Consider the following 16,736-nt stretch of genomic DNA (forward strand, 5'->3'; position numbering starts at 1 on the left):
CGCCCGGAGCCCCCTCGCCCGGGCCGCGGTGACGGCTCACCCTGTGGCGCATGGCGACATGTGAAGTGTGCGGAAACGACTACGGCATGACCTTCGAGGTGCACGCGCAGGGCGCGGTGCACGTGTTCGACTGCTTCTCCTGTGCGATCCACCGCATGGCACCCGTCTGCGAGCACTGCCGCGTCCAGATCATCGGGCAGGGCGTCGAGGTCGAGGGCCACTGGTACTGCGGCGCCCACTGCGCCCGCGAGGAGGGGAAGGTGGGGATCGTCGACAAGGTGTGACGAGGTGCGATCCGGCCCGGACCCGTACCGGACTCGTACCGGACCCGTACCCGCCTGAACGCACCCCACGACCGAGTTGTACGGTCGTGGGGTGTACCGCTTCCTGTTGTCCCGGCAGTGGGTGATCCTCACGCTGGTCGCCCTCCTCCTCATCCCCACGATGATCAGGCTGGGCTTCTGGCAGATGCACCGCTACGAGGAGCGCAGCGCCCGGAACCAACTGGTCGCCGACGCGCTGAACGCCAAGCCGGTGCCCGTGGAGAAGCTGACCTCCCCGGGACACACCGTGACCACCGGCCAGCGGTATCGCACCGTGACCGCCGTGGGTCACTTCGACACCGACCGGGAAGTCGTCGTCAGGCGGCGCGTCAACGCCGACGAGGAGGTCGGCTTCCACGTCCTCACCCCCTTCGTCCTGACGGACGGCAAGGTCCTGCTGGTCAACCGCGGCTGGATCCCCGCCGACGGCCCGAGCCAGACGGCCTTCCCCAAGGTCCCCGCACCGCCGAGCGGCCGGATCACCGTCACCGGGCGGCTGATGCCGGACGAGACGACCGAGGCGAGCGGCATCAAGAACCTCAAGGGTCTCCCCGACCGGCAGGTCATGCTGATCAACAGCGAGCAGGAGGCACGGCGCCTCGACGCCCGGGTGCTCGGCGGCTACATCGCGCAGACCGCACCCGAGCCCAAGGGCGACACCCCGGAGCTGATCGGCAGGCCCGGCGACGAGAACGCCCCGCTGAACTACGCCTACGCCATCCAGTGGTGGCTGTTCGCCGCGGGCGTCCCCCTCGGCTGGGTGATCCTGGCCCGCCGCGAGGCCCGTGAACGGGCGGAGGCGGCCGCACCGGACGAGACGGAGACGGCTCCGGCCCCCGTGTAGCGGCCCGGCCGCGTCACGCCGCCGCCACCTCCCTCACGTCCGGCGGTGGCCGGTCAGCTGGTCGCGCCAGTAGCGGAAGGCGCGTTCCGGCTCGGGCAGCAGGTCCCACGGGTGGCGGGTCATGTGGCGGCCGACGCGCTGGAAGGCGAGGGCCGCGTCGGCCGGGCGGTGGGCGCGGGTCAGGGCGAAGGCGAGGACGTTGAGGTCGATGACGGCCTCGGCGTGCGGTGCGGCGGCGGTGTGGAACCAGCGGGAGAGGGCCGTGTCGATCTCCTGGCCCGCCCGGGGCTCGTTCCAGTGACCGCTCGCGCCGAGCGCGGCGAGATGCGTCTGCCCCTGCCGGTGGGCGACGAGTTCCACGCGGGCCGCCACGGGCAGCAGGGCGACCGGGGAGCCGTGCGGTGCCTGGAAGGCGGCCTGCCAGGCGAAGTCCATCATGTCGGGGACCGCGCCGTGGCCGCGTGGGGACAGGTAGCGCAGCATCAGGTGGTAGGCCGTCCGGTGCCAGGGGGCGCGGTTGACGGCCTGCGTCCACACCGGCACGGCGTCCCGCACCGGTACGGCACAGGAGTGCATCAGGGACAGCAGCGCCAGCCAGGGCGTCGGGTCCTCCGGGCAGGCCACGGCGGCACGCAGACACGTCTGCTCGGCCCTGCGCACCGCGGAGTGTCCCTCGGCCGGGGCGCGGGCCGACTCGACGAAGGCGCGCAGGACCAGGGCGTCACCGTCGTCGGGCCGGTCGGCGGTCCATCGCTCGCCGACCACGGCCGGCAGGCCCCGGGCGAGGACGGCGACCCGGTGGGCACGGCGGTCCCAGTCGCGTCCGGTGGCGCGCAGCAGTTCGGCCACGGGTTCCCATGCGGGGCTGGTACGGCCCGCTCCGAGGCCGTGCAGCTGCTGGGTGGGACGGAGGTCGAGCAGGGTTTGGTGCAGGGGGTCGTCGTCGAGCTCCGGGCGGATCAGGAGGGGTGGCCGGCGTCTCAGCATGTGGGTCCATGTCTCGCCGTGGGAGTTCTGCTTCGTGGGGGACGGCGGGTGGTCGGTGGCTGGTCGTGCCACGCGGCGGAGCCGCATGTCGATACAGCCCCCGCGCCCCCTGAGGCACGTCCACTTCACGTACTCAAGGGGCGCGGGGCTGCGATCACTGTGCGGCGTCAGCAGCAGCGGCTCTGCGGGTGCTCCTCGCGGCGCAGGGTCCGCAGTGCCTCGTACTCGCGCCGGGTCGGTACCGGCGCGTGAGGGTGGTGGCGGCGGTGCCGGTCGCAGTAGCGGTCGCACTCCGCCTCGCCGGTCAGCTCACGCGCGTACCAGCGCACGGCCCCCCACACCCTCCTGACGGTTCTCATGACCGTGCCCCCACCAGCGGCTCCTCGGACCGCTCGGGCGCGTCGATGCGGGACTCGACGTACGGCGCCTCGGTCGTCGGCAGCGGCTCGGTGGCGCGGACGGCGCGGACGCACACCACGGCGCAGTTGACGAGGACGGTGAGGACCAGCAGCAGGAAGATCGCCATGATCACGCCGTCAACGGTGTTGTTGAGCACGATGGTGTGCATGTCGTCCATGTTCGTGGCGCCCGGCAGGAGCTGACCGTCCTCGATGGCCTGGGCGTACTTGTCGCGCAGGGCGAAGAAGCCGATCGCCGGGTTGTCCGAGAAGATCTTCTGCCAGCCGGCGGTGAAGGTGACGGCCACGTCCCAGGCCAGCGGGATGCCGGTGACCCATGCCCAGCGCAGCCTGCCGGACTTGATCAGCACGGTGGTGGTGACGGCCAGGGCCACGGCGGCGAGCAACTGGTTGGCGATGCCGAAGAGCGGGAAGAGCTGCTTGATGCCGCCCAGCGGGTCGGTGACACCGGCGTAGAGGAAGTACCCCCAGGCGCCGACGACCAGGGCGCTGGTGATCCAGATGCCGGGCTTCCAGGTGACGCGGCCGATCGGCTTCCACACGTTGCCGAGCATGTCCTGGAGCATGAAGCGGCCGACCCGGGTGCCGGCGTCCACCGTGGTGAGGATGAACAGCGCCTCGAACATGATCGCGAAGTGGTACCAGAAGGCCTTCATCCCGGCACCGCCGAACACCCCGGCGAAGATCTCCGACATGCCGACGGCCAGGGTGGGAGCGCCTCCGGAGCGGCCGACCAGCGTCTCCTCCTCGACAGCCTTGGCCGCCGCGGTGAGCTGGTCGGGGGTGATGGTGAAGCCGAGGTTCTTCACCGCCTCGGCGGCGGTGTCCACGGTCGGGCCGAGCAGCGCGGCCGGGGAGTTCATGGCGTAGAACAGGCCGGGTTCGAGCACGCAGGCGGCGATCAGGGCCATGACGGCGACGAAGGACTCGGTGAGCATGGAGCCGTAGCCGATCAGCCGGACCTGGGACTCCTTCTGGATCAGCTTCGGCGTGGTGCCGGAGGAGACCAGGGCGTGGAAGCCGGACAGGGCGCCGCAGGCGATGGTGATGAAGAGGAAGGGGAAGAGGGAACCGGCGAAGACCGGTCCGGCGCCGGTCGAGGCGAAGTCGGTCACCGACTCGGCCTTGAGGTTCGGGGCGGCGATCACCACACCGACGGCCATCAGGGCGATGGTGCCGACCTTCATGAAGGTGGAGAGGTAGTCACGCGGGGCCAGCAGCATCCAGACGGGCAGCACCGAGGCGAAGAAGCCGTAGCCGACCAGGCAGAACACCAGGGTCTCCGGGCTCCACACGAAGTACTCGGCGAGCGAGGAGTCCTGGATCCAGCCGCCGCCGAGGATGGCGAGCAGCAGCAGCGCGACGCCGATGAAGCTGGTCTCCACGACCCGCCCGGGGCGCAGATAGCGCAGGTAGAAGCCCATGAAGAGGGCGATGGGGATGGTCATGGAGACGGAGAAGGTGCCCCACGCGGACTCCGCCAGCGCGTTGACGACGACCATCGCCAGCACCGCCAGCAGGATGATCATGATGGCGAAGACGCCGATCAGCGCGGCGGCACCGCCCACCCTGCCGATCTCGTCACGGGCCATCTGGCCGAGGCTCTTGCCGTCCCGGCGCATGGAGAGGAACAGGACGATCATGTCCTGCACGGCGCCTGCGAAGATCACACCCGCGATGATCCAGATCGTGCCCGGCAGATAGCCCATCTGCGCGGCCAGGACCGGGCCGACCAGCGGGCCGGCGCCCGCGATCGCCGCGAAGTGGTGGCCGAACAGCACCCGCTTGTCGGTGGGGTGGTAGTCGACGCCGTCCTCAAGGCGTTCGGCCGGGGTGGCCCGGGTGTCGTCGACCTGGAGGACCCGCCGGGCGATGAACCGCGAGTAGAAGCGGTAGGCGATCGCATACGAGCCGAGGGCCGCCACGACCAGCCAGACGGCCGAGATCTCCTCGCCCCGGGCCAGGGCGAGCACACCCCAGCCGAGGGCGCCGAGGGCGGCGACGGCGGACCAGATCGCAACCGACTTGGGCGACATTCGCGACTTTTCCGGCGCCTGACGGCCGGATTCGGGCAAGGCTGATGTGGGCATGGCGGCTCCTGACCTCAACAAGGGGGCAAAGCAGGGGTGAAGCGGAAAGGGTGAAGCGGAAAAGGGGAGTACGGCTCAGCGATGTCGGTGCCGGTCCGTCAGCGCGTAAGCGGCGAGCAGGCAGAGGCCGCACCCCGGCACCCAGGCGAGCTGGTACCAGTAGAAGAACGGCGTCCCCGCGAGCCGCGGATCGGCACCGGCGTACAGAGGGACCCACAGCAGGCCCGCGGCGGGCGCGAGAAGCAGTAGGGCGATCGCGACGCGCCGTAGCCGGTGATGACCGGTCCGTGCCATGACCTGCGCTCCTCTCCCGCCCGCTGTGGGTTTGTGCAAGAGTTGCCCACCCGCCGGAGACGGTTGACAGCGGATGTCGAGAAAATTTCCCGCCGCTTTCCGTCCTCCGAACGAGCCCCCCGCGCAACTACGTCGGTGAGGGCCCAGGCACACCAAGGACGGTGACCCATGGCGGATGGCGCCATGACCGCGACGTTTCTCGCCGTGATCGGCGGGGCGTCGCTGCTCGCCGTCACCGCGCGCCGCCTGCACCCCAGCGACCGGCTGCCCTCCCTGGAGGGCTGGGCGCTGGCCGACCGCAGTCTCGGCCCGGTGTGGACCTGGCTGCTGCTCGGCGGCACGATCTTCACCGCGTACACCTTCACCGCCGTACCGGGACTGGCGTACGGCAACGGCGCACCCGCCTTCTTCGCGGTGCCGTACACGGTGATCGTCTGTCCGATCGCCTTCGTGCTGCTGAGCCGGCTGTGGTCGGTGGCGAAGCGGCACGGCTATGTGACCGCCGCCGACTTCGTGCGCGGGCGGTACGGCTCGCCGCCGCTGGCGCTGGTGGTCGCGCTGACCGGGATACTGGCGACGATGCCGTATCTGGCGCTTCAGCTGCTCGGCATACGCGCGGTGCTCACGGCGGGTGGCCTGTACCCGCGGGGCGCGGCCGGTGACCTGGTGATGGTGGCGCTGTTCGCCGGGCTTGCGGTGGCGACGTACCGGCACGGGCTGCGGGCGCCGACGGTGATCTCGGCGCTGAAGGCGGTGGCCGTCTTCGTCTCGCTCACCGCCGTGTGCTGGCTGGTCCTGGAGCGGCTCGGCGGGTTCGGCGCGGTCTTCGACGGCGCGGCCCGGCGGCTCGGCGGCACGGACGCCGCGAACTCGCCCCTCCTGCTGTCCCCGGACCAGCAGCCCGCGTACGCCACCCTCGCCCTCGGCTCCGCGCTCGCCCTGCTGATGTACCCGCACGTCCTCACCGCGGGCTTCGCCGCCGACGGCCCCCGCACCCTGCGCAAGGTCTCGGTGGCCCTGCCCGCCTGGACGGGACTGCTCGCCCTCTTCGGCTTCCTCGGCATCGCGGCCCTCGCGACGGGGGTGGAGGCACCCGACGGGGGCGCCGAGGCGGCCGTGCCGATGCTGGTCGACCGGCTGATGCCGGGGCCGCTGGCCGGGCTGGTGTTCGGCGCGATCACCGTGGGGGCGCTGGTCCCGGCGGCCGTGATGTCGATCGCCGCCGCCACCAGCTTCGTACGGAACGTGTACGTCGAGTACGTCCATCCCACCGCCACGCCCAAGCGGCAGGTGCGCATCGCCAAGGCGGTGTCGCTGACCGCGAAGGTGGGGGCGGTGGCGTTCGTGTTCGGGCTGCGCGACCAGGACGCCATCAACCTCCAGCTGCTCGGCGGCGTATGGATCCTCCAGGTCTTCCCGGCCGTCGCCGTCGGCCTGTTCACCGGGCGGCTGCACCCGCGGGCGCTGCTCGCCGGGTGGGCCGTGGGCATGGTGGCCGGCACCTTCCTCGTGGTGCGCGAGGGGTTCTCCTCGGTCGTGCCGCTCGGCACCGGCGCCGGACCGGTCGAGATCTACGCCGGGCTCGCCGCCCTGCTGCTCAACCTGATCGTCGCGGTGGCCGGGACCGCGGTGCTCGAACGCCTCGGTGTCCCGCGCGGCGCCGACCTGACCGACCTGCCGTCCCGCCTGACCGTCAGGCGGCGCCCCGAGACGGGAGCGAACCAGCCGTGAGACGCAGACCCACAACTCCCCTACGGGAGGCGGCCGTTCCGAGTCCGCAGGAGCCGCTCGCGACGCGCCCCGCCGACCCGGGCGGAGCGGCCCTCGCGTCGGCGCCGCCCGGCGCACCCCTGGCACCCGCCGTGACCGACCCGGTGGAGCTGGAGCGCGAGGCCGCCCTCGCGCGGCTCTTCGAGCTGCACTACTCCTCGATGCTGCGCCTGGCCGTGCTGCTCGGCGCCGACGACCCGGAGAACGTGGTGGCCGAGGCGTACTACCAGATCTACCGCAAGTGGCGGCGGCTGCGGGACGTCGAGTCGGCGGAGGCGTATCTGCGCTCCACCGTCTGCAATCTGACGCGGATGCGCATACGCCACCTCCAGGTCGCCCGCAGGCACACCGAGAACCCCCCGGCCCCGCCCGTCGACGTCGTCGCCTCCGCCGAGAGCACCGCGCTGCTCCGTGACGACCAGCGCGTGCTGATCGACGCGCTCCAGCAATTGCCCGCCCGGCAGCGCGAGGCACTGGTGCTGCGGCACTGGCTCGGACTGAAGGAGAGCGAGATCGCCGCGGCGATGGGCATCTCCTGCGGGTCCGTCAAAACCCATACCGCGCGCGGCCTCGCCGCCCTGACCCAGGCGATGGAGGCCCGGCGATGACGCATCGAGACGCGACTGGGTCGCGTGGCACCAGTGCGGACCGCACGGAGCGGGAGCTGCGCGAGGCGCTCGCCGCGCTCGCCGGCGGAGTGCAGGCCGCGCCCGACGCCTATCGCACGGCGCGCGGCGAGTGGCTGCGCCGGGAACGCCGGCGACGGCTCGTCCTCGCCGTCCTCGTCATGGTCGTGTTCGCCCTGGCCACCCTGATCGGGCTGTGGGTCCTGAACCAGGCCCCGGCCGATCCCGGCGTGATCTTCTCCGGTACCGGGTCCGCGGCGGGCGTGTCGCTTCCCCGGCCCCACCCCTGATCGGCGCCTGGACACTCAGGATTGGTCCATGGAGACCCAGGGAACCCGCAACCCCGTGCACCCGCGCATCGAGGACTACGCCCTGATCGGTGACGAGCAGACGGCTGCCCTGATCGGCACGGACGGCTCCGTCGACTGGCTGTGTCTGCCCCGCTTCGACTCGGCCGCCTGCTTCGCCAGGCTGCTGGGTGACGAGGAGAACGGCCACTGGCGCATCGCCCCCAAGCACGCGAAGGGCCCCTGCACCCGCCGCGCCTACCGCCCGGACACCCTGGTGCTGGACACCGAGTGGGAGACCGACGAGGGCGCGATCCGCGTCACCGATCTGATGCCCCAACGCGACCGCGCCCCCGACCTGGTGCGCATCGTGGAGGGCCTCAGCGGCCGAGTCACCGTGCACAGCGCCCTGCGGATCCGCTTCGACTACGGCTCGATCGTCCCCTGGGTGCGCAAGTCCGACGGCCACCGTGTGGCCGTGGCCGGACCGGACTCGGTGTGGCTGCGCAGCGAGCCCGAGGTGCACACCTGGGGCAAGGGCTTCGGCACCTACTCGGAGTTCACGGTCGAGGAGGGCGAGAAGGTCGCGTTCGTCCTCACCTGGCACCCCTCGCACGAGCCGCGCCCGCCGCTCGTCGACCCGTACAGGACACTGCGCACCAGCGTCCGCGACTGGCGGAAGTGGGCAAGCCGCTGCCGCTACGACGGCCCGTACCGCGACGCCGTGGTCCGCTCCCTGATCACCCTCAAAGCCCTCACCTACCGGCCGACCGGCGGCATCGTCGCCGCCCCCACCACCTCGCTCCCCGAGGAGTTGGGCGGGGTCCGCAACTGGGACTACCGCTACTGCTGGCTGCGCGACTCCACCCTCACCCTGAACGCCCTGCTGGCGGCGGGCTATCAGGAGGAGGCCGAGGCGTGGCGCAACTGGCTGCTGCGCGCGGTCGCCGGCGACCCGGCAGACCTGCAGATCATGTACGGCCTGGCGGGCGAGCGGCGGCTGCCCGAGTTCGAGGTGCCGTGGCTGTCCGGCTTCGCCGGCTCCAGGCCCGTCCGCATCGGCAACCAGGCCGTGCAGCAGCTCCAGTTGGACGTGTACGGCGAGGTCATGGACACGCTGGCGCTGGCCCGGCACGCGGGTCTGTCCACCAAGCCGCAGATCTGGGCGATCCAGGCCGCCCTCATCGACTGGCTGCGCGAGCAGTGGCAGCGGCCGGACGAGGGGCTGTGGGAGGTGCGCGGCGGCCGCCGTCACTTCGTGCACTCGAAGGTGATGGTGTGGGTGGCCGCGGACCGGGCCGTGCGCACCCTGGAGAAGAACCCGAACCTGGAAGGCGACCTCGACGGCTGGCGGGAGCTGCGCGACGACGTCCACCGCGAGGTGTGCGAGAAGGGCTACGACGCCGAGCGGAACACCTTCACACAGTCCTACGGCTCCCGTGAACTCGACGCCGCGCTGCTGCTCATCCCGCGCGTCGGCTTCCTGCCGCCCGACGACCCGCGCGTCACCGGCACCATCGACGCGATCCGCGCCGAGCTCAGCCATGACGGTTTCCTGCGTCGCTACAGCACCGACGAGACGACCGTCGACGGGCTGCCGGGCAGCGAGGGCGCGTTCCTGGTGTGCTCGTTCTGGCTCGCGGACGCGCTGCACATGACGGGCCGTATCCAGGAGGCCCGGGAGCTGTTCGAGCGGGTGGCCGGGCTCGCCAACGACGTGGGCCTGCTGTCCGAGGAGTACGACCCCGTCTCCGGCCGCCAGCTCGGCAACTTCCCGCAGGCCTTCAGCCACATCGGCCTGGTGAACACCGCCCTCGCCCTGTTCGGGGACGAGGAGGCAGGATAGGGGCCATGGATCTTGGACTGAAGGACCGGGTGTACGTCGTCACGGGGGCCACCCGCGGACTGGGCAACGCGGCGGCGCGTGAGCTCGTGGCCGACGGGGCGAAGGTGGTGGTGACCGGGCGGGACGAGAAGCGGGTCGCCGCCGCCGCGGGCGAACTGGGGCCGAACGCCGTCGGGATGGCCGTCGACAACGCCGACCCGGAGGCGCCGGCTCGGCTCATCGCCGCCGCGCGCGAGCGGTTCGGCCGGTTCGACGGCGTTTTCATCAGTGTGGGCGGACCGCCGGCCGGTTTTGTCGCCGACAACACCGACGAGCAGTGGCAGGCCGCGTTCGAGTCGGTGTTCCTCGGAGCGGTCCGGCTTGCTCGGGCGGCAGCGGCGGAGCTCGATGAGGGCGGGGTCATCGGGTTCGTGCTGTCGGGTTCGGTGCATGAGCCGATTCCGGGGCTGACCATTTCGAACGGGCTGCGGCCGGGGCTGGCCGGGTTCGCCAAGTCCCTCGCGGACGAGTTGGGGCCGCGGGGCATTCGGGTGGTCGGACTGCTTCCGGCGCGTATCGATACGGACCGGGTGCGGGAGCTGGACGGCATGTCGGCGGACCCGGAGGCCACCCGGGCCGCGAACGAGGCGCGGATTCCCCTTCGGCGGTACGGGACGCCGGAGGAGTTCGGGCGTGCGGCGGCGTTCCTCCTGTCGCCGGCGGCTTCCTATCTGACGGGGATCATGCTGCCGGTGGACGGCGGGATGCGGCACGGCTTCTGAGGTTCAAGTCACCCTCTCGGCACGGGTTCACTCAAGTCACCCTCTCGGCACGGTGCTTGACGCCCCGCAGCCGGACCTCGGTCGGCAGTGCGGCCAGGCCCGCCGAGTCGCGGGCGTGGGTCAGGGCCTGCGCCGTGAGGTCGTTCAGCGCGGTCCCCGGGTCCACATGCGGTTCCAGCAGGAGCCGCACCCGGGTCTCGGGGGCGCTGCGGCGGCCCGTCAAGTGGACGTGGGCGCGCTGGACCCCCTCCAGCCCCGCCGCCTCGCTTTCCAGTACGCCCTCCAGGGCCCGTCCCCGCAGCAGTGCGCCCTCGCCGTCGCCGGTGTCGACCAGGATCTCGGCGAGGCGGCGTCGGCGCAGGTTCGTGGTCAGCCACCACAGGGCGAGCAGCACCAGGACGGCCAGTACGGCGATGACGGTCGGCCACCACCAGGCGTCGCCCCGCCAGCGCGTCCGCTCGGCGTCGCTGAGCAGGACGTCGTGGCGGTCGTGGTGGATCCACCAAGAGGGAGGATCCAGGCCGAGCCCCACGGCCAGGACGGAGCCGCCGATCACCACCAGCACCAGCCCGACGATCCCGATCAGCACCCGGTTGACCACCCTGAGCACGGCCGTCACCCCTTCCGTCCGGGTCGCCGTACATGGACCGACAGCGCGGGCGGGCGGGTCAGCCCCAGGCCCCTGATCGCGTCGGCGAGCGTGGCGTCCAGGTCGGTGCGTACGTCGTCCAGATCGCGGAAGTGCGAGACCGCGCGGACGTCGGCCCGGGCGCGGCCCACCCGTACCCGTACGGTCTGGACCCCGGCGACTTCCATGGCCCGGTCGCGCAGGACCAGGGCGGCCAGGTCGCGGTGGAGTCCCGCGCGGACGTCGGGGTGGGTGCGCCGCATCGGCAGTACCGACCGCAGACCGGGTGTGGCGGCCAGGACGAGCAGCCAGAGGCCGAGGGCGGTGGCGACGCCCGCGCCGACGAGCACCCAGATGTCGTCGAGGGGGCGTTCGGCGAGCCCGCGGGCCAGTTCCCGGCGCCAGCGCATGGCGGGCCGGTCGGCGCGCACGGCGGCGATGTCGTAGAGGAACATGCCCGCGGTGGCGAGCAGCACGAGCGCGGTGAGGGCGGCCGGGATACGGCGGGCCGACCAGAAGCGGCGCTCACGGCCGTCGCCGTCGACGGCCGGCGGGGGCTCGTAGTCCGCTGCCGACGCCGACTGGTCGAGGCTGCCGGGCCCGGTCGCCTTCTCGATGACCGGCAGTCGCTGTGTGGTGCCCTCGGTGCCCTGGGGCTCGCTCATCGCGTCCTCCCCTGTGCCGTGCCCTGCGCGGGCGCCGGGTGCAGCCGCTCCACGTGCACGGTGACCTCCGGCACCTCCATGCCCACCAACGCGCCTACCCGCTCCACGACATGCCGACGCACAGCCGCGCACCGGGCGCCGATGTCGGTGGGGTAGTCGAGTTCGAGGTGGACGCGGACCCGGGCCGTGTCGACGGGGGCCGCCCCGGCCCGAGCGGAGTCGAGCGCCTGGGGGCGGACCACGACGTCGGCGTAGGGCCGGGCCGCGTCCTTGGTCAGCTCACCCACCGCCTCGCGTGCGGCCTGTGAGGCGATCTTCGCGACGACCCGGTCGGCGGTCCGGGTCGCCCCGCGTTCAACGGGCGGCACCGTGCTCAGCGGTCTGCGGAGCTCCGTCGCCCCACCGCTCACGGTGTCACCGCCGCCGTTCGTCACGGTGCCGGAAGAAGTCGCCGAGCTCCCAGTCCCCTTCCAGGAACCGCCCGGCGACGAAGCCGACGGCGCCCAGGGCCGCCACCAGCAAGAAGGCGCCGAACCCGCCGAAATAACCGGCGAAGCCCAGTGTCATGCCGGCGATCATGCCGACCACGGCCATGCTCATGGTGCGCTCCTCAGCTCCTCAGCAAGTCCCCGCCCCCGCGTTGTCCGGTCGCCGGTGCGTCACTGGATCCGGCGCTCCGGTTCCTCTTCCTCTTCGTCCGGCAGCTTCACATCACTCACCGAGATGTTGACCTCGACGACTTCGAGGCCGGTCATCCGCTCGACGGCGGTGATGACGTTCTCGCGCACGTCGCGGGCCACGTCGGCGATCGACACGCCGTACTCGACGACGATCTCCAGGTCGAGCGCGGCCTGTACCTCACCGACCTCGGCCTTCACCCCGCGCGTCACCGACTTGGCCCCGCCGGGCACCCGGTCGCGCACCGCCCCGAAGGTCCGCGCCAGTCCGCTGCCCATGGCGTGCACACCGTCCACATCGCGTGCGGCCATCCCGGCGATCTTCTCCACGACGCCGTCCGCGATGGTCGTCCTGCCCCGGCCACCGGGGTCTCCCCCGCCGCGCCGGGTCGCCTGCGTCTTTCGCGTGCTGAGGGTCTCGCCCTCCGTCCCCCGGTTCTGCTCGGTCGTCTCAGTCATGGCCGTTCGTCCTTTTCGGTTGTCGTCCCTTGACCACCGTAAGCACGGCGACGCGATCCCGCGCCACGGATGCGGCAGGCTGGAGGAATGACGACGGCAGATCGGTGGACGCAGGCAGTGCGGCAGCAGCTCGGGCTCGGCAGACTGCTGCCTCTGGGCGGCGCGCGCGACGGCTCGTGGATCTCCGAGCGGGCGGCCGAGGTGGTGTTGCGGCGCGCGGCAGCGGGCGTGCGCGGGGTACGGCTGGGCGCGCTCCGGATCGGGCTGACCGACCCAAAGGACGTGCACGAGGCCGCCGTACCGCTGCCTCCGAGCGCGCTGCCGCCGGGGCCGCTCCGGGTCACGGCGGACTTCGCGGCGACGGCGGCCGAGCCGCTGCCCGCGACGGCGGAGCGGCTGCGCGCGCTGTTGGCCGCGGCGGCGACGGAACGCCTCGGCCTGACGGTGACCGAGGTGGATCTACGAGTGACGGCCCTGCTCGACGAGGAGGCGGAGGCCCCTGCCGTACAGCCGCCCGAGCCGACCCGGTCGGCGGAGCCCGCCACTCCCGACGAGGAACGCATCGCCGCCGTGACCCTGGCGATCCCGGGCGTCACCCGAATGACCGGCACCCTGGGCGGGTTGGGCCGTTCGGTGCACATCGAGGAACGGCAGGACGAGGCCGCCCTGCCGCATCGCCATGTACGCGTGGAGATCGCGGTGAGCGCCGACCAGCGGGCCGTTGAGGTGGCCCGGGAGGTCCGCGAAAGGGTGGGAAGGGCGCTGGCGGATCACCCGACGGTGGCGGTGCTGGTCACGTCCGTCGGCTGAGCAGCGCAGGGCTCACTCGCCGAGGCCGGCCAGGTCCCGCAGCCGCCGCGCCTGCGCGGCCCGCTCGGCATCGCGCTGCTCGTCGTACGTGCGGTCCACGGCACCACGAAGCAGCGCCTTGGTCTCGATGACGGCATCCCGCGGCGCGGCCACGACGGCCCCCGCCAGATCCCGTACGGTGTCGTCGAGCTGCTCGGCGGGCACGGCGAGGTTGGCCAGCCCGCTGCTGACGGCCTCCTCGGCCGACACGAACCGACCCGTCACGCAGATCTCCAGCGCACGGCCGTATCCGACCAGGCCGACGAGCGGATGGGTGCCCGTCAGGTCCGGCACCAGCCCGAGGCTGGTCTCGCGCATGGCGAACTGCACGTCGTCCGCGACGACGCGCACGTCACAGGCGAGCGCGAGCTGGAAGCCCGCCCCGATGGCATGCCCCTGGACGGCGGCGATGGACACGATGTCGTTGCGCCGCCACCAGGTGAAGCCCTCCTGGAACTCGGCGATGGCAGCGTCGAGTTCGGCGTCGCTGCTGCGCGCGAGATCGATGAAGGAGGGTTCGCCCTCGATCCCCTCGGGCGTGAACATCTGCCGGTCGAGCCCGGCGGAGAAGGACTTGCCCTCACCGCGCAGGACCACGACCCGCACGTTGCCCGGCAGCACCCGCCCGGCCTCGGCGAGCGTCCGCCACATGGCGGGGCTCTGTGCGTTGCGCTTGGCCGGATTGGTCAGCGTCACCGTGGCGATCGCGCCGTCGACGGTGAGCCGTACGCCGTTCTTGTCGAGCAGGGGAGCGAGTTTTTCCTCGGGCGAAGCCATGGGGCGCCTCCGATGAGTGCGGTCATCCACGGGATGCCGGGAAGGCACCCCCTAAGTGACTGCACAGTAACCACCCGGCCGATCAGCCGACCGACCGGGTGGCCACCATCGAAGCCGATGGGCCGCCCGGGATCAGGACGATGCGGCCTTCTTGCCCCGTGTCGCCCCGCCACGCCCACGGAGCGTGACGCCCGATTCGCTGAGCATCCGGTGTACGAAGCCATACGAGCGGCCGGTTTCCTCGGCCAGTGCCCGAATGCTCGCACCGGAGTCGTACTTCTTCTTCAGGTCTGCCGCGAGCTTGTCGCGCGCGGCGCCGGTCACCCGGCTGCCCTTCTTCAGAGTCTCGGCCACCCGTGCCTCCTCATGGGAAGTGCGCTCTGGTCTCCTCATGATCACCCCTCCGGGGCTTCATGGCCACCCATTCGGCAAGGTCCGTGAGACAAGGTTTTGACGACAGGAGCACATCCCCACATGCGGAATTAATGATTCCGCACGATGTCGTCCGTACAGCCGAACGGGTTCTTTTACGAAGTCCCAGGTCAGAGACGCACCGCGGCCGAGCCCCGCTCGATAGGGGACTCGGCCGCGAAATCGGTGTAGTACACACCTCGGTACGAGGAGATCTCACACAGATGATGGATCACGGATGGGCCGAATGATCCATACGCCGGTGATCACGCATTCGATCAAGCCAGGGCGACGAGATCCGCGTAGTCGGAGCCCCACAGGTCCTCGACACCGTCCGGCAGCAGGATGATCCGCTCCGGCTGCAGCGCCTCGACGGCGCCCTCGTCGTGGGTGACGAGCACGACCGCGCCCTTGTAGGTGCGCAGCGCGCCGAGGATCTCCTCGCGGCTGGCCGGGTCGAGGTTGTTGGTGGGCTCGTCGAGGAGCAGGACGTTCGCCGAGGAGACGACCAGCGTGGCGAGGGCGAGACGGGTCTTCTCGCCGCCGGAGAGAACCCCGGCCGGCTTGTCCACGTCGTCGCCGGAGAACAGGAACGAGCCGAGCACCTTGCGGACCTCGACGAGATCCATGTCGGGGGCCGCGGAGCGCATGTTCTCCAGGACCGTGCGGTCGGCGTCCAGGGTCTCGTGCTCCTGGGCGTAGTAGCCGACCTTGAGGCCGTGGCCGGGGATGACCGCGCCCGTGTCCGGCTGCTCGACGCCCGCGAGGAGCCGGAGCAGGGTCGTCTTGCCGGCGCCGTTGAGACCGAGGATGACCACCCTCGACCCCTTGTCGACGGCCAGGTCCACGTCGGTGAAGATCTCCAGGGAGCCGTACGACTTCGACAGGCCCTCGGCCGTGAGCGGGGTCTTGCCGCAGGGCGCGGGCTCCGGGAAGCGGAGCTTGGCGACCTTGTCGGACTGCCGGACCTCTTCGAGGCCGGACAGCAGCCGCTCCGCCCGCCGGGCCATGTTCTGCGCGGCGACGGTCTTGGTGGCCTTGGCGCGCATCTTGTCGGCCTGGGCGTTGAGCGCGGCGGCCTTCTTCTCGGCGTTCTGCCGCTCGCGCTTGCGGCGCTTCTCGTCGGCCTCGCGCTGCTGCTGGTAGAGCTTCCAGCCCATGTTGTAGATGTCGATCGTGGCGCGGTTGGCGTCGAGATAGAACACCTTGTTGACGACGGTGTCGACGAGATCGACATCGTGCGAGATGACGATGAAGCCACCCCGGTACGTCTTGAGGTAGTCCCGCAGCCAGATGATCGAGTCGGCGTCGAGGTGGTTGGTCGGCTCGTCGAGCAGCAGGGTGTCCGCGTCGGAGAACAGGATGCGGGCGAGCTCGATACGGCGGCGCTGACCGCCGGAGAGGGTGTGCAGGGGCTGGCCGAGCACCCGGTCGGGCAGGTTGAGCGCGGCGGCGATGGTGGCCGCCTCGGCCTCGGCGGAGTACCCGCCCTTGGTGAGGAACTCCGTCTCCTGGCGCTCGTACTGCTTGAGCGCCTTCTCGCGAGTGGAGCCCTTGCCGTTGGCGATGCGCTCCTCGTTCTCGCGCATCTTGCGGATCAGTACGTCCAGACCGCGCGCGGAGAGGATGCGGTCGCGGGCGAGGATGTCGAGGTCGCCGGTGCGGGGGTCCTGCGGGAGGTAGCCGACCTCGCCGGAGCGGGTGATCTGGCCGGCGGCGGGGATGCCCTCGCCGGCGAGGCACTTGGTGAGGGTGGTCTTGCCGGCGCCGTTGCGGCCGACGAGGCCGATGCGGTCACCCTTGGCGACACGGAAGGTCGCGGACTCGATGAGGACGCGCGCACCGGCGCGCAGCTCGATACCGGAGGCGGAGATCACGGACAGACTCCAGGGCGGGGTTGGTGGCGGGATGGGCGGCTGAGGACGTTCCCGCCGTCTAATGCGCGAGGAGAATGGCCATGCGGGCCAGTCTAACGGGGCCGTGCAACCACTTTTTCTTGGTTCGGGTGTTCGGGCCCGGGCTC

20 protein-coding genes are annotated in these 16,736 nt (G+C 71.5%); 8 read left to right on the plus strand and 12 right to left on the minus strand.

Going from position 1 to position 16,736, the window contains the following annotated elements; genetic code table 11:
- Window positions 1-50 precede the first annotated feature (50 nt).
- A complete protein-coding gene (locus AQI70_RS00195) occupies window positions 51-284 on the plus strand; it encodes a hypothetical protein (RefSeq protein WP_079051088.1) in 234 nt (77 codons plus the stop codon).
- Between the two features lie 91 nt (window positions 285-375).
- Entirely contained in the window at window positions 376-1,167 is a 792-nt protein-coding gene (locus tag AQI70_RS00200) for an SURF1 family cytochrome oxidase biogenesis protein (RefSeq protein WP_062142353.1), read from the plus strand.
- A gap of 33 nt (window positions 1,168-1,200) precedes the next feature.
- Here the strand turns inward: AQI70_RS00200 and AQI70_RS00205 are convergent, their stop codons facing one another.
- The 4 genes from AQI70_RS00205 to AQI70_RS00220 form a co-directional block, all read right to left on the minus strand.
- Window positions 1,201-2,226: a hypothetical protein gene (locus tag AQI70_RS00205; RefSeq protein ID WP_244181424.1), complete on the minus strand. Its 1,026-nt coding sequence runs from the start codon at window positions 2,224-2,226 to the stop codon at window positions 1,201-1,203.
- Window positions 2,227-2,321: 95 nt separating this feature from the next.
- Window positions 2,322-2,513, minus strand: coding sequence for a YbdD/YjiX family protein (locus tag AQI70_RS00210; RefSeq protein WP_062142357.1), 192 nt, complete (start codon window positions 2,511-2,513; stop codon window positions 2,322-2,324).
- Window positions 2,510-4,663 (minus strand): carbon starvation CstA family protein, encoded by a 2,154-nt coding sequence (locus AQI70_RS00215; protein ID WP_062142359.1) that lies wholly within the window; start codon window positions 4,661-4,663, stop codon window positions 2,510-2,512. The genes AQI70_RS00210 and AQI70_RS00215 overlap by 4 nt, the downstream gene beginning before the upstream one ends.
- 75 nt (window positions 4,664-4,738) lie before the next feature.
- The gene (locus AQI70_RS00220; RefSeq protein ID WP_062142361.1) at window positions 4,739-4,957 is read right to left on the minus strand and encodes a DUF3311 domain-containing protein; all 219 of its coding nucleotides are present in this window, start codon (window positions 4,955-4,957) and stop codon (window positions 4,739-4,741) included.
- A 168-nt stretch (window positions 4,958-5,125) separates the two neighbouring features.
- Between AQI70_RS00220 and AQI70_RS00225 the strand changes: the two genes are divergently transcribed.
- The 5 genes from AQI70_RS00225 to AQI70_RS00245 are packed head-to-tail and all read left to right on the plus strand — an operon-like array spanning window position 5,126 to window position 10,247.
- Complete coding sequence (locus AQI70_RS00225; RefSeq protein WP_062142363.1) at window positions 5,126-6,688, plus strand: sodium:solute symporter family protein; 1,563 nt, start codon at window positions 5,126-5,128, stop codon at window positions 6,686-6,688.
- Entirely contained in the window at window positions 6,685-7,335 is a 651-nt protein-coding gene (locus tag AQI70_RS00230) for an RNA polymerase sigma factor (RefSeq protein WP_062142365.1), read from the plus strand. The genes AQI70_RS00225 and AQI70_RS00230 overlap by 4 nt, the downstream gene beginning before the upstream one ends.
- Window positions 7,332-7,643 carry a hypothetical protein gene (locus AQI70_RS00235; RefSeq protein WP_062142367.1) on the plus strand — a complete coding sequence of 104 codons (312 nt, stop codon included), beginning with the start codon at window positions 7,332-7,334 and terminating at the stop codon, window positions 7,641-7,643. The genes AQI70_RS00230 and AQI70_RS00235 overlap by 4 nt, the downstream gene beginning before the upstream one ends.
- A gap of 55 nt (window positions 7,644-7,698) precedes the next feature.
- Window positions 7,699-9,486, plus strand: coding sequence for a glycoside hydrolase family 15 protein (locus tag AQI70_RS00240; protein WP_062144846.1), 1,788 nt, complete (start codon window positions 7,699-7,701; stop codon window positions 9,484-9,486).
- 5 nt (window positions 9,487-9,491) lie between these two features.
- Window positions 9,492-10,247 (plus strand): SDR family oxidoreductase, encoded by a 756-nt coding sequence (locus AQI70_RS00245; RefSeq protein WP_062142369.1) that lies wholly within the window; start codon window positions 9,492-9,494, stop codon window positions 10,245-10,247.
- Window positions 10,248-10,278: 31 nt separating this feature from the next.
- Here the strand turns inward: AQI70_RS00245 and amaP are convergent, their stop codons facing one another.
- The 5 genes from amaP to AQI70_RS00270 are packed head-to-tail and all read right to left on the minus strand — an operon-like array spanning window position 10,279 to window position 12,676.
- Window positions 10,279-10,857: an alkaline shock response membrane anchor protein AmaP gene (gene amaP, locus AQI70_RS00250; RefSeq protein WP_062144849.1), complete on the minus strand. Its 579-nt coding sequence runs from the start codon at window positions 10,855-10,857 to the stop codon at window positions 10,279-10,281.
- Window positions 10,858-10,862: 5 nt separating this feature from the next.
- Complete coding sequence (locus tag AQI70_RS00255) at window positions 10,863-11,540, minus strand: DUF6286 domain-containing protein (RefSeq protein ID WP_062142371.1); 678 nt, start codon at window positions 11,538-11,540, stop codon at window positions 10,863-10,865.
- Window positions 11,537-11,950 carry an Asp23/Gls24 family envelope stress response protein gene (locus AQI70_RS00260; protein ID WP_062144852.1) on the minus strand — a complete coding sequence of 138 codons (414 nt, stop codon included), beginning with the start codon at window positions 11,948-11,950 and terminating at the stop codon, window positions 11,537-11,539. Before AQI70_RS00260 ends, AQI70_RS00255 begins: the two co-directional genes overlap by 4 nt.
- Window positions 11,951-11,954: 4 nt before the next feature.
- A complete protein-coding gene (locus AQI70_RS00265) occupies window positions 11,955-12,140 on the minus strand; it encodes a hypothetical protein (RefSeq protein WP_004002285.1) in 186 nt (61 codons plus the stop codon).
- 59 nt (window positions 12,141-12,199) lie between these two features.
- Window positions 12,200-12,676: an Asp23/Gls24 family envelope stress response protein gene (locus AQI70_RS00270; RefSeq protein WP_062142373.1), complete on the minus strand. Its 477-nt coding sequence runs from the start codon at window positions 12,674-12,676 to the stop codon at window positions 12,200-12,202.
- 87 nt (window positions 12,677-12,763) lie between these two features.
- Between AQI70_RS00270 and AQI70_RS00275 the strand changes: the two genes are divergently transcribed.
- Entirely contained in the window at window positions 12,764-13,486 is a 723-nt protein-coding gene (locus AQI70_RS00275; protein ID WP_062142375.1) for a hypothetical protein, read from the plus strand.
- 12 nt (window positions 13,487-13,498) lie between these two features.
- Here the strand turns inward: AQI70_RS00275 and AQI70_RS00280 are convergent, their stop codons facing one another.
- The 3 genes from AQI70_RS00280 to abc-f form a co-directional block, all read right to left on the minus strand.
- Window positions 13,499-14,302 carry an enoyl-CoA hydratase/isomerase family protein gene (locus AQI70_RS00280; RefSeq protein WP_062142377.1) on the minus strand — a complete coding sequence of 268 codons (804 nt, stop codon included), beginning with the start codon at window positions 14,300-14,302 and terminating at the stop codon, window positions 13,499-13,501.
- A 132-nt stretch (window positions 14,303-14,434) separates the two neighbouring features.
- Window positions 14,435-14,656 carry a helix-turn-helix domain-containing protein gene (locus tag AQI70_RS00285; protein ID WP_004002281.1) on the minus strand — a complete coding sequence of 74 codons (222 nt, stop codon included), beginning with the start codon at window positions 14,654-14,656 and terminating at the stop codon, window positions 14,435-14,437.
- A 335-nt stretch (window positions 14,657-14,991) separates the two neighbouring features.
- Window positions 14,992-16,590, minus strand: coding sequence for a ribosomal protection-like ABC-F family protein (abc-f, locus tag AQI70_RS00290; RefSeq protein WP_062142379.1), 1,599 nt, complete (start codon window positions 16,588-16,590; stop codon window positions 14,992-14,994).
- Between the last annotated feature and the right edge of the window lie 146 nt (window positions 16,591-16,736).

The organism is Streptomyces curacoi (assembly GCF_001513975.1).
GTDB lineage: Bacteria > Actinomycetota > Actinomycetes > Streptomycetales > Streptomycetaceae > Streptomyces > Streptomyces curacoi.

What these genes read in the sequence shown, in the direction of transcription:
- AQI70_RS00195 (WP_079051088.1), top strand. Translation starts at nt 51, where the DNA reads ATGGCGACATGTGAAGTGTGCGGAAACGACTACGGCATGACCTTCGAG.
- AQI70_RS00210 (WP_062142357.1), bottom strand. Translation starts at nt 2,513, where the DNA reads ATGAGAACCGTCAGGAGGGTGTGGGGGGCCGTGCGCTGGTACGCGCGT.
- AQI70_RS00215 (WP_062142359.1), bottom strand. Translation starts at nt 4,663, where the DNA reads ATGCCCACATCAGCCTTGCCCGAATCCGGCCGTCAGGCGCCGGAAAAG.
- AQI70_RS00220 (WP_062142361.1), bottom strand. Translation starts at nt 4,957, where the DNA reads ATGGCACGGACCGGTCATCACCGGCTACGGCGCGTCGCGATCGCCCTA.
- AQI70_RS00225 (WP_062142363.1), top strand. Translation starts at nt 5,126, where the DNA reads ATGGCGGATGGCGCCATGACCGCGACGTTTCTCGCCGTGATCGGCGGG.
- AQI70_RS00235 (WP_062142367.1), top strand. Translation starts at nt 7,332, where the DNA reads ATGACGCATCGAGACGCGACTGGGTCGCGTGGCACCAGTGCGGACCGC.
- AQI70_RS00245 (WP_062142369.1), top strand. Translation starts at nt 9,492, where the DNA reads ATGGATCTTGGACTGAAGGACCGGGTGTACGTCGTCACGGGGGCCACC.
- AQI70_RS00255 (WP_062142371.1), bottom strand. Translation starts at nt 11,540, where the DNA reads ATGAGCGAGCCCCAGGGCACCGAGGGCACCACACAGCGACTGCCGGTC.
- AQI70_RS00265 (WP_004002285.1), bottom strand. Translation starts at nt 12,140, where the DNA reads ATGAGCATGGCCGTGGTCGGCATGATCGCCGGCATGACACTGGGCTTC.
- AQI70_RS00270 (WP_062142373.1), bottom strand. Translation starts at nt 12,676, where the DNA reads ATGACTGAGACGACCGAGCAGAACCGGGGGACGGAGGGCGAGACCCTC.
- AQI70_RS00275 (WP_062142375.1), top strand. Translation starts at nt 12,764, where the DNA reads ATGACGACGGCAGATCGGTGGACGCAGGCAGTGCGGCAGCAGCTCGGG.
- AQI70_RS00280 (WP_062142377.1), bottom strand. Translation starts at nt 14,302, where the DNA reads ATGGCTTCGCCCGAGGAAAAACTCGCTCCCCTGCTCGACAAGAACGGC.